The 10795-nt window shown below is 45.3% G+C and carries 10 protein-coding genes; 6 read left to right on the top strand and 4 right to left on the bottom strand.

The genetic code is table 11. The annotated features are described in order from the left end of the window. Positions 1–98 precede the first annotated feature (98 nt). Positions 99–1457: a sigma-54-dependent transcriptional regulator gene (locus PLE34_RS16785; protein WP_324558831.1), complete on the bottom strand. Its 1359-nt coding sequence runs from the start codon at positions 1455–1457 to the stop codon at positions 99–101. A 363-nt stretch (positions 1458–1820) separates the two neighbouring features. Here PLE34_RS16785 and PLE34_RS16780 point away from each other — a divergent pair, with 363 nt between their 5' ends. Both PLE34_RS16780 and PLE34_RS16775 read left to right on the top strand, forming a co-directional pair. Beyond that, the gene (locus PLE34_RS16780) at positions 1821–2456 is read left to right on the top strand and encodes a trimeric intracellular cation channel family protein (protein WP_324558830.1); all 636 of its coding nucleotides are present in this window, start codon (positions 1821–1823) and stop codon (positions 2454–2456) included. A gap of 241 nt (positions 2457–2697) precedes the next feature. Further along, positions 2698–3171 carry a DoxX family protein gene (locus tag PLE34_RS16775; protein WP_324558828.1) on the top strand — a complete coding sequence of 158 codons (474 nt, stop codon included), beginning with the start codon at positions 2698–2700 and terminating at the stop codon, positions 3169–3171. A gap of 2 nt (positions 3172–3173) precedes the next feature. Here the strand turns inward: PLE34_RS16775 and cls are convergent, their stop codons facing one another. Then, on the bottom strand, positions 3174–4631 hold the full coding sequence (gene cls, locus PLE34_RS16770; RefSeq protein WP_324558826.1) for a cardiolipin synthase: 1458 nt from the start codon (positions 4629–4631) through the stop codon (positions 3174–3176). A gap of 187 nt (positions 4632–4818) precedes the next feature. Between cls and PLE34_RS16765 the strand changes: the two genes are divergently transcribed. After that, positions 4819–5901, top strand: a complete 1083-nt coding sequence (locus PLE34_RS16765) for an FUSC family protein (protein WP_324558825.1) — start codon at positions 4819–4821, stop codon at positions 5899–5901. 116 nt (positions 5902–6017) lie between these two features. Here PLE34_RS16765 and PLE34_RS16760 read toward each other — a convergent pair whose 3' ends face one another. Then, a complete protein-coding gene (locus tag PLE34_RS16760; RefSeq protein WP_324558823.1) occupies positions 6018–6917 on the bottom strand; it encodes a helix-turn-helix domain-containing protein in 900 nt (299 codons plus the stop codon). A gap of 254 nt (positions 6918–7171) precedes the next feature. Here PLE34_RS16760 and PLE34_RS16755 point away from each other — a divergent pair, with 254 nt between their 5' ends. The 3 genes from PLE34_RS16755 to PLE34_RS16745 all read left to right on the top strand — a co-directional run bounded on the left by PLE34_RS16755 (position 7172) and on the right by PLE34_RS16745 (position 9288). Then, a complete protein-coding gene (locus PLE34_RS16755) occupies positions 7172–7570 on the top strand; it encodes a GlcG/HbpS family heme-binding protein (protein ID WP_324558821.1) in 399 nt (132 codons plus the stop codon). A 91-nt stretch (positions 7571–7661) separates the two neighbouring features. Continuing rightward, positions 7662–8852 carry a formaldehyde dehydrogenase, glutathione-independent gene (fdhA, locus tag PLE34_RS16750; protein WP_324558819.1) on the top strand — a complete coding sequence of 397 codons (1191 nt, stop codon included), beginning with the start codon at positions 7662–7664 and terminating at the stop codon, positions 8850–8852. Positions 8853–9129: 277 nt separating this feature from the next. Continuing rightward, entirely contained in the window at positions 9130–9288 is a 159-nt protein-coding gene (locus PLE34_RS16745) for a hypothetical protein (RefSeq protein WP_324558817.1), read from the top strand. A 99-nt stretch (positions 9289–9387) separates the two neighbouring features. Here PLE34_RS16745 and PLE34_RS16740 read toward each other — a convergent pair whose 3' ends face one another. Then, positions 9388–10779: an efflux transporter outer membrane subunit gene (locus PLE34_RS16740; RefSeq protein WP_324558815.1), complete on the bottom strand. Its 1392-nt coding sequence runs from the start codon at positions 10777–10779 to the stop codon at positions 9388–9390. Positions 10780–10795: the final 16 nt, after the last annotated feature.

Raw genomic sequence — 10795 nt, 5'->3', positions numbered from 1 at the left:
GCTCGATCTTTTTGAACATTTATAAAAATGTCAACCTATTTTAGGCACGCACAGGTTGCACACAGTCTTTCCCTGAAACCTGAAACCTGCAACCTCTTTTAAATATCATACTTGCTCAGCCTCCTGTACAACGCGGTTCTGGTTAAGCCCAGTTCCTTTGCCGCTTTGGTAATATTACCATTGTGCTTTTCAATAACCCGGAGGATGGCATTTTTTTCTATAGCGCTCAGGTTCAGCTCATCCGCTTCCTGAGCAACGGCAGCGCCTGATTCTATGGGCGAAAAGATAAGATCGGCGGCTTCCAGGCTTTCTCCGTCCGACATAATTACAGCACGCTCTATCGTGTATTGCAACTCACGCACATTGCCCGGGTAATGATACTGCTTCAGCTTTTCAACAGCCGATGCATGTAATACCAGGGAAGGCTTTAAATATTTGGATGCATATACCTGCACAAAATGCCTGACCAGCAGTATAATATCATCCTGCCGCCTACGCAATGGCGGAACCGTTATTTCAACTGTATTGATACGGTATACCAGGTCTTTCCGGAACCGGTTTTCATTTGCCAGCTCACTGAGCGGCAAATTGGTGGCGCAAATAAGGCGGATATCTACAGCAACGGGCTGGTTGGACCCCAGGCGTGTTACCTGCCGGTTTTGCAGAACTGATAATAGTTTAGCCTGCTGCTGAAGCGATATATTACCAATTTCATCTAAAAACAATGTGCCGCCGTTGGCCGACTCAAAACGGCCGGGGCGATCTTCCTTAGCATCTGTAAAAGCGCCTTTTTTATGTCCGAACAATTCACTTTCAAATAAAGACTCCGTTAAAGCGCCAACGTCTACTTTTATATATGCCTGGTTTGCCCGTAAAGATTGCTGATGAATGGCTTTCGCTATCAAATCCTTACCTGTTCCGTTTTCTCCCAATATCAAAATATTGGCATCCGTGGGGGCAATTTTATTGATCTTATAAAAAATATCCTGCATCACTTCCGACTTGCCTATTAATTCGGAACCTGTAACTGCGCCGGGAAGCTGCGACGAATTTTTTATTTGCGCCCCGCCCTTTTGCTTCAGCGTTTCTTTTATGGTAGTAACCAGCTTTTCGTTATGCCAGGGCTTTACCATAAAATCGGCGGCGCCTTCCTTTAAGGAACGCACCGCAAGGTCAATATCGCCATAGGCGGTAATCATAATTACCGCTGCATCTGACCCCAGCTCTTTTATTTTACGCAACCAGAATAATCCCTCATTACCGGTGTTAATAGAACTGTTGAAGTTCATATCCAGCATAATCAGGTCAAAGTGTTGCTTTGTTAAGAGCCAGCGCAGGTTTTCGGGATTTTTTTCAGTAACTACCGATGCGGCTTCTGTTTTTAACAGCAGCCGCACCGCCGTAAGCACATCCTGATCATCGTCTATAACCAGTATAGCAGCATTTTTTAAATTCATTGTTCCTTTTTTAACTCCGGGAGCTTTGCAATACTAAAGTAAACGAAAAGGAGGTTAAAACATAAATATGGGAAGGGAGATTCTACAGGGATGAACGGCATAGGGAGGAAAGCCCGAAGGCATATATCCGAAATCCGAAGCGAAGTGCAACCAAGAGCGTCTTTGCATCTCCAAATTTAGTTAGATTTGTAGCAGCTAAAGCCTTGCCCTAAAGGGTATAGCTTCAACTAACGTATTGAGACCAGTGAAATGCCATCTCAGCACTCAATTAAAATAGCTAAACCAAAAACGATAAACCACAAATCACAAAATCCAAAGGAATCCAATCTTATATCTTAGCGTTTCTTAAATTTCAAATCCCTCATGCCTGAATACGAAATACTTTACAAATTGCTCGACCTGGCAGGTACTTTCGCATTTGCAATAAGTGGCGCCGTTGCGGCAAAACACAGGGAGCTGGATATGTTTGGCATTTTTGCCGTGGCATTTACCGTTGCCTGTGGCGGCGGAATAATCCGCGACCTGTGCATAGGCGCTATTCCACCGGTTGGGTTATCGGACTGGCGCTATTTAGCGACTGCCATGCTGGCCGCATTAATGACCATAGGACTGCATGCGCTTGTGGAAAGGCTGTACCAGCCTGTATTGCTGTTTGATGCGCTGGGCTTATCCTTATTTGCCGTTTCAGGCGCACACAAAGCGCTTTTGTACGGTCATAATGCTGAAGTAGCCATCCTGCTGGGTATGATGACAGCAGTGGGGGGTGGCGTGCTGCGCGATGTGCTGCTTAACCGTATTCCCGTTATATTCCAAAAAGAGATATACGCTTCCGCTGCCCTGGTGGGTACTATAGTGGTAGTAGCAGGAACATACTTTCGTTGGCCCGATACCGTAGTGTCGTTAACTGCTATTATATTATGTTTCACCCTTCGCTTTTTAGCGCTCCGCTACCACTGGAACCTTCCTGTTTTTAAGGATAAGCAAACTGCCAATGATTGATAAAACCCAAAGCCCGGAATTCGGAAAGAAGCACCAGGAAACAAGCAGGTACAGCTGGTTCTGGGCCTGCCAATGATGTATTTTTTGAATGGTTGATTATCAGCACTGGAAAATTTAGCGTCATTGCCTTATTGATTAGGAATTCATTCTGTAATACTGTAATTTTAAATATGCATTATTGCGGCAGATCGTGTAACACGAACCGCTACATGTTCATCCAACTAAATATAATTTTTGAGTTATGAGTGAAACGATTAATACGGCAACGGCAAAAGTTAACAGCAGGCAGCCCAGCGTGTTCATTATTCTGAGAATCGCATTGGGCTTGATCTTATTCTGGAAGTCTTTCAATTTTATACGCGACACTGCTATTGCCCAAACGTTGATTGAGCATACGGGAGTTGGTGTTTTTTCAGCCAATGCGAACGTGCTGGCACTGGTAATCACCTATCTCGGCCTGCTATGCGGCTTTTTCATATTTATAGGACTCTTTACAAGAATAGCAGCCATCGTTCAGCTCCCCGTTCTTATTGTGGCGGTAATCTTCGTGAATATGCGAAGTATCGGCGAAAATAAATTTGAATTCTTCCTGTCTCTTATTACACTGCTGCTGCTTATTTTATTTGCCATAAAGGGAAGCGGTTTTTTTTCTGCAGATGAATATTTCCGGCGGGGAGCGGCGCAGGACAGAAGGGCAAAAAAAGCCATGAATTAATTTTATAGCAACGGCGATACCAGTCTCGCTGTTTTTTCAAGCAACTGTTTCCAGGCGGGACGATTTTCCCATGCCGCAGCATCAATTTTTCCGGCAGCTGAAATATCTTCGTAGAAAATATCCGACAGCTCACCGGCAATTGCATTGTCATACACAATTGCATTTACTTCAAAGTTCAGATCGAAGCTCCTGTAATCCATATTCGCCGTTCCAACTATGGCGATCTTTCTGTCGGCAACCAGTGTTTTAGCATGAACAAATCCCTTGTTGTATAAATAAATTTCAACACCGGCTTTCAGCAGGTCATCGTAATACGATCGGGCAGCCGCATTTACCAGCACGGAATCTGAAACGCCCGGCACAAGGAGCTTTACAGCAACCCCTCCCAGCGCAGCCACCGACAGTGCGTCAAGCAGGCTTTCCCCCGGAATGAAATAAGGTGTGGTGATCAGTATTTCTTCCGTTGCCAGGTTAATGGCCTGAAGCAGCGAAAATAAAATGGTAGGTGTATCCGAATCAGGGCCGCTTGCCGCTATCTGCACTACTTTATTGCCATTAACAGCGGGGGAGGATGGACGTGGGAAAAACAGGGCATCGGGCTGCAGCTTGTCATTTGCGCAAAAATTCCAGTCACATAAAAAAAGATACTGCAGGTAATACACGCCGGGGCCGTCAATCCGCAAATGCGTATCGCGCCAGAAAAGTTTATTGCCTCCCCCAGCATTGTTGATGTACCTGTCGCTCACATTAATGCCGCCCACAAAAGCGGTGATCCCGTCTATGACTATAATTTTACGGTGATTGCGGTAATTAAGCCGGTTAGCCAGCGCTATAAAAATGACTTTATAAAAAGGAAAAGCGCTTACTCCCGCCGCCCGTAAGCGGGGAATTAACTTTTTTCTAACGGACCGGCTGCCAAAATCGTCATATATAAAGCGAACGGTTACTCCTTCTCCGGCTTTTTGAATTAATGCATCCGCTATTGCAGCTCCTATTTCATCATCTTCATAAATATAATATTCTATATGAATGTGGTGTTTGGCCTGATGAATAGCGCTTAACACTTCAGGAAACTTATGCTCCCCGTTCACCAGCAGCTTAACCTCATTACCAGCGGTAAGCGGGCTCTGGCTGTCTTTAACCAGCATAACGGCCAATTCCCTGCTGCTTTGCATATCGGCGCTGCTTTGATCAAATGTATATTTTGAATACCGGTAGATATCCTCCTTTAATTTTGCCGACATACTGTCATCAGCGATCAGCTTTTTAGTGTACATTTTTCTTTTCCGGTAGTTAATGCCGAAAGAAAAATAGAAGAGCATGCCTCCAAACGGAATAAAGATAGCGAGCAGCAGGTAAGCTAAGGTTTTGGTGGTGCTGCGGGTATCATAAATAATACGCAGGCAAACTACTACCAGCATGATGAGGTAAATAATTTCGAAAATAAGTAACCAGTTCATATGTTTATTTGAGCGATGATATGCTATCCGGTAATATAACCATTCTTTAATTTATGTAATTTCATTTATTATTTAATACGCCCCGCGGTCTTTACAAGAAATGTTGTAGCCTTACCGGTTAGACGAGGATCATGAAGCCGGTAAAATGATCGGCCCGGCGGCAACCTTCCCCTTTAGCTGTTGAACAATGAAGAAACAGAACATGAGGCATCATATCAAAAGAATGGGCCACCCGGCTCAAAAAGTAACCTCGCTCAACGAGGGGCCCTGGCGCTGGGCCGTTGGCGTGCAGGCAGGAGCTGCTATGGGTTTGCCGGTTGCATTATTTACTTTCCTCGGGAACCAGTCGCTCGGATTAATGGCGTCACTGGGTGGTTTCACTGCGCTGTATTGTGCAGCCAGGAGCACACGCGAACGCATGCTTGCGCTTCCCTTAGTTGCAGCAGGGCTGGTGGTGGCATCGGCCCTGGGCGTGCTTTGTTCGGGTAATGAATGGCTCAGCATGGCCTGTCTTGTAGTAGTAGCCGCGCTTGCCTGTATCCTTACGATGGGCAGCGGCCTTGGCCCGCCCGGTCCCATCATGTTTATACTTGTAGCCGCCGTTAGCAGTCACTTAGCCGCCCCCGTTAGTTTGGGAGGGGCTGCCATTCCGGGTTATACCATTCCAATGCTCGTTGCCTTTGGGAGTATCCTTGCTTACCTGGTAGTTATGGCCATGCAAGCCCTGCCGCTCCTGCGTAATCCTGCAGCCGGGCTTTCACCACTTTCATTACGCATTCGATTAGATAAAACCGGAAAGGTGATTACCGCCCGCATTGTTGCCGCGGTTATTGTAGCTGAACTGGCAGCCACGCCCCTTGAGGCGCACCGTGCTTACTGGGTGGTGATCGTAGCAGTAGCTATATTACAAGCGGTTAAAGACAGGCGGCTCACAACGGTAAGAGCCATCCAGCGCGTATTGGGAACACTTCTTGGTATTATATTATTTGAATGTATTCTTTTCATTCCTCCTTCCCCTTTCCTGCTGGTTCTGATCATTATGGTTCTGCAGTTTGCAACCGAAGTGGTAGTAACGCGCAATTATGTGCTGGCACTCATTTTCATTACACCGCTTGCATTAGCTAATTCTACCATCGGACATGCTGCTAATGTAGCCGCAACAAGGCAGGGAAGAGTATTGGATACCCTGCTGGGCGCCGCTATTGCCATGTTAGTGCTTTGGATAGCGGAATCGCTGTGGAAGAAGATGTATAAGCCTAAAAAAGCGTAGCATCCCGGGCCGGCTTATACTATAAATGACGAAGGTTAAATAACCAGTAAAATGTATGCCAAACACGAATTGTTACAACAATCCATGTATTCAGTGATCCCGGCAGAAGCTACGCCTTACCTGTTACGGTATTCTTTTGGCGTTATTCCTTCAATACGTTTAAATAGTTTTATAAAGTGGTTCAGGTTATTGAACCCCGACTGGTAGCAGGCTTCCGAAATACTTATGGCAGAATCCACCAGAATATTTTTAGCAAGATTAATGCGTTCATGAAGTATATATTCAAGGGGACTAATCCCGAAATTTTCACGAAATGAATGAAAGAATGCGGACTGACTCATACAGGCTTCCCGTGCAAGCGTTTTTATATTCAGCTTTTCCGATAAATTTTTTTTGATGTAATGAATAACCGGCGCAAATCTATGGTTCTGAACAGGAGCGGGAACGGCAAGATTTTGCGTTTGTATAACACGAAGCAATAATATTTTAAGCGACAGATCTGCCAATGCATCCTTTGCTATGTTATCCTCCATGCTGATGCTGGTAAGCTTATTAAGGCTTTGCGCCAGTTCCCGGTTATTCCTGAAATGATACTGGCTAAAATTCAGCTTCCATTCAAAAGGCAGCTCTTTATTAGGATAGGCTTCATTTAAAAAATTCAATGTCCGGTATACCATATCCCATTCCAAAACCAAAGTAATACATTGCACTGGATGTTTTTCATCTGCTTCGGGGAAATCTACTTTCATGGAAACGCCTTCAGGAAGGATAATGGTTTCCCCGGGCAAAAAATCGAATGCTGTTTCTGAAGATAAAGACATTCGTTTTTTCCCTCTCATCATACTTGAAATAACCAGTCCGTTATGAGACAATGACACATCGCAACAGGGGTGGCAGGTCTCAAAAATATTGAGCTCGCAATGTTTGAGGTTAAAAACACGACGATGTTCTACCCTGCTTTCCAGCACCGTATTATCGCTCAGATTGATGGGATGTAACAAACAGATATGTTCCATAAAAAAGCATTTTGGATCAAACCTTTTAAAGGAGTGGGCAGCAGTTGTTGCAAAAGGTATAGTAAGTGCTATGAATTTACAACATTAACTCTGCTATGGGCCGTTAAAGCGTTTATTTTTTAAAAACTATATTAAAAACAAGGCTCCCGGTAAACAGGAGGATAGTTCTATTTTAAAGCAGGATCGTTCACAAACCGGGAGGGCAGGTTCATTAGCTTTGAAAATATTTTCAGGTGATTAAATTCTACAGCATTATGAGCATTACATTATCAAAAGCAAAAGAAATTATTGCTGCCGCCGAAAAAAAGGCAGTGCAGATAGGACAGCCTATGAATATTGCAGTGGTGGATGCAGGAGGAAACTTAATAGCACATGTACGTATGGACGGCGCATGGCTGGGGAGTATAGACATATCTATTAAAAAAGCCTTTACCTCCAGGGCATTCGATATTACTACAAAGGACCTGGGCGAAAATGCTCAGCCTGGCCAACAGTTTTACGGCATTCATGCCTCCAATGATGGTAAGATAATGATTTTCGCGGGTGGTATTCCGCTTAAGAAGGACGGTACAGTGGTTGGCGCTATTGGTGTTAGCGGAGGCTCGGGCGTGCAGGATCATTCTGTTGCCGAAGCAGGTGCATCGGCCTTTTAAAAACGCAGGGCGGGTATTGTAATCAGTAAGCCGGTTTAAAAAACAGGTGAACAAATGCAATAGAAATTCTTTTATCTTAAAAAATATTTTTATGAGTCAGAATCATGGCGTTGCTTATGTTAAACCCGGAGTAGTTGAAGTAAGAGAAATTGAGTTCCCTAAACTGGCTTTAGGCAACCGTAAATGCGAACACGGGGTGATCCTTAAAATTGTATCCACCAATATATGCGGAAGTGATCAGCACATGGTACGCGGCCGTACTACTGCACCGGCGGGGCTGATCCTCGGGCATGAAATTACGGGCTTAGTGATTGAAGCAGGCAGGGATGTTGAATTTATTAAGGTAGGCGACCTCGTTTCCGTACCATTCAATATTGCCTGCGGAAGGTGCCGCAACTGTAAGGCAGGGCAAACCGGCATCTGTTTAAATGTAAATCCCGGACGCGCCGGTGCCGCCTATGGCTATGTAGATATGGGAGGATGGGTAGGCGGACAGGCAGAATATGTGATGGTTCCCTATGCCGATTTCAACCTGCTTAAATTTCCGGATAGTGACCAGGCAATGGCAAAGATCAAAGACCTGACCCTCCTGTCTGATATTTTTCCTACCGGCTTTCACGGCGCAGTAACTGCGGGAGTAGGCCCGGGTTCTATTGTTTATATAGCCGGCGCAGGCCCGGTTGGCCTGGCATGTGCAGCTTCCTGTCACCTGCTGGGAGCCGCATTGGTAATTGTTGGAGATATGATTGATGAACGCCTTGCCCAAGCAAGAAGTTTCGGTTGCGAAACGATTGACCTGAAGAAAGATGCAACGCTTGCAGAACAAATTGAACAGATTGCGGGCGTGCCCGAAGTGGATTCCGCAGTTGATTGTGTTGGCTTTGAAGCTAAGGGTCATGGGCATAACAGCAATACCGAACAACCGGCAACCGTTTTAAATTCAATTATGGAAATTACCCGGGCCGGAGGGCAGTTAGGTATACCCGGGCTGTATGTAACGGGAGACCCCGGAGCTGTGGATGAAGCGGCAAAAAAGGGAAGTTTAAGTATACGGATCGGTTTGGGATGGGCTAAATCCCATTCCCTGCATACGGGTCAATGCCCTGTAATGAAATACCACAGGAAGCTGATGAATGCTATTTTGTATGACAAGATAAAAATTGCAGATGCCGTAAATGTAGAAGTAATCACGCTGGCGGAATCTGTAAAAGGATATAAGGATTTTGATAAAGGCGCTGCCAAGAAATTTGTTATTGATCCTCACGGGCTAATTCCAAATTAGCCAGGCTGGCACACCAGCAAAACCCGGGATATACCCTGGTTTTTTAGCTGCAGATACGCAGATTAAATCTGCGCATCTGCGGCATTTTCTGCATGGGTATGTATAATTGGTTTCTCACACAAATGGCAGGTACCCTGTTCTTTATTTATTAAACTATCGCCCGCAATTTTTTCGACTGGTAATAAAAATATAACCTTGAAATGAATAATGAACTTACTACTTTGAGTGGGCATACATTGCTTTTTTTCAAGCGTGGTGCCCAAAAACAGTATACAGTATGCTCACCATTATTATTGTGCTTACAGGAGCCATTGCATTGATCGTATTTTTGATCAAAAAAAATAACAGAGACAAGAAGAAATACTTTCCACCTCAATCAAAAGACAAAACAGAAGAATATAAAATGGAAAAGCAAAGAAGGCGGACCAAATTATAGCGCTAACAGACGTTTTATAAAATACAGTGCACCAGATGCTTTTATTCATTCATTACGCTCCAGGTTATCCTCAGCCTTTTATCATTCCTGTAAAGCCGTCTATTGCCACCCTCCGCCCAGTGAGCGGTAAAGATTTACCACCGCCTGCAATTGCTGCAAGCGGTCATTCACTCCTCCCAGCTCGGCCTGCAGCAGGCTTTGACGCGCCGTTATAATTTCCGTATAATTGGCAAACCCGTTTTCCAAAAGCTCCTGCGAGTAGTTAACAGAATTGCGCAACGCTGTCATTTGTTTGGAACGGATATTTATTTTTTCCAATGCCGTTTCGTATAACGACAGGGCATCCGATACTTCCCGTCCGGCATTGAGCAGCGTATTCCGGAAGCCCAGTAAAGCCTCCTGCTGCTGCGCCTTAGCCACTTCAAGCCGGGTTTTATTGACCCGCCGGTTAAAAATGGGTTGTGTTAAACCGGCGCCGATGCTTGCCGCAAATGAAGCAGGATCAAATAAATTGCTCAATGAAAGCGCAGAAAGACCTGCGGAACCTGTAATGGATAAAGAAGGATAAAAATAAGTACGGGCCACATTGGTCAGTTCAAAATAATACCTGAAGCTGAGTTCCGCCTCCTGCACATCGGGCCTGTTGGCTAATAGCTGTGCAGGCACCCCCGTTTGCAAAGATGATGCTGCCTGCTGATTTTCCAGGTTACCGCGGTAAATGGCTGAAGGCGCTGATCCTAACAGGATGCTTAAAGCATTCTCCGTTTCTTTTATGCTTTGTGCCAGGTCGGGCAGGGTTACTTCAGCAGCATACCGTTGCGCTTCACTTTGCACTACAGCAGCTTCGGTTACTCTCGCTGATTCTTTTAATAAGCGCATCGTTTGAACAGTAATATCCCAGTTGCTTACCGTTTGCTGCGTTATGGCCAATTGCTGATCAAGGGCCATCAGCAAATAGTAATAGGTGGCGATATCTGCTACCAAACGCGTTTGCACCGCTCTTGCCGCCGCTTCCGTTTGCAGCAAACTGGCAAAACCTGCCCTTTTGCTGCTCCTCAATTTACCCCATATATCGGCTTCCCAAACCGAAGAAACACCCAGTTCATACTGCGTTGCGCTGTTCCGGATCCCGAAACCCTGAGCTTCCGACAGTTTGGATGCCGAAAAGCCCGCATTGGCATCAAAGGAAGGCAAAAGGGCAGCTTTGCTCTGGCCGTAATATGCCCGCGCCTGTTGTATGCGGGTGTAGGCGATCTGCAGATCAGGATTGCCGGCAACACCCTCCGAAATAAGTCTTTGCAATGTGGTATCCGTAAAAAGCGCTGTCCATTTCAGACCCGCGATGGTAGCCGTATCTTCTGTATTTTGCTCCCTGTAAAGATTTGTGGTTTGCAGCTCCGGCGTTTCATAAGGCTGCGTTACCTTACAGGCGGCCAGTGCCAAAGTGGTTGTAACTATAAAAAATATATATTTAAAAAACTTTGTGGTCATATGCTCCTTTTTAAAA

Source organism: Agriterribacter sp., assembly GCF_035445465.1.
Classification (GTDB): Bacteria; Bacteroidota; Bacteroidia; order Chitinophagales; family Chitinophagaceae; genus Agriterribacter.
Note: the sequence above shows the minus strand (reverse complement) of the source record. Positions and strands in the feature narration are given on the sequence as shown.

Coding starts and splice junctions, on each gene's coding strand:
- PLE34_RS16785 (WP_324558831.1), bottom strand. CDS start 1,457: ATGAATTTAAAAAATGCTGCTATACTGGTTATAGACGATGATCAGGAT.
- PLE34_RS16780 (WP_324558830.1), top strand. CDS start 1,821: ATGCCTGAATACGAAATACTTTACAAATTGCTCGACCTGGCAGGTACT.
- PLE34_RS16775 (WP_324558828.1), top strand. CDS start 2,698: ATGAGTGAAACGATTAATACGGCAACGGCAAAAGTTAACAGCAGGCAG.
- cls (WP_324558826.1), bottom strand. CDS start 4,631: ATGAACTGGTTACTTATTTTCGAAATTATTTACCTCATCATGCTGGTA.
- PLE34_RS16765 (WP_324558825.1), top strand. CDS start 4,819: ATGAAGAAACAGAACATGAGGCATCATATCAAAAGAATGGGCCACCCG.
- PLE34_RS16760 (WP_324558823.1), bottom strand. CDS start 6,917: ATGGAACATATCTGTTTGTTACATCCCATCAATCTGAGCGATAATACG.
- PLE34_RS16755 (WP_324558821.1), top strand. CDS start 7,172: ATGAGCATTACATTATCAAAAGCAAAAGAAATTATTGCTGCCGCCGAA.
- fdhA (WP_324558819.1), top strand. CDS start 7,662: ATGAGTCAGAATCATGGCGTTGCTTATGTTAAACCCGGAGTAGTTGAA.
- PLE34_RS16745 (WP_324558817.1), top strand. CDS start 9,130: ATGCTCACCATTATTATTGTGCTTACAGGAGCCATTGCATTGATCGTA.
- PLE34_RS16740 (WP_324558815.1), bottom strand. CDS start 10,779: ATGACCACAAAGTTTTTTAAATATATATTTTTTATAGTTACAACCACT.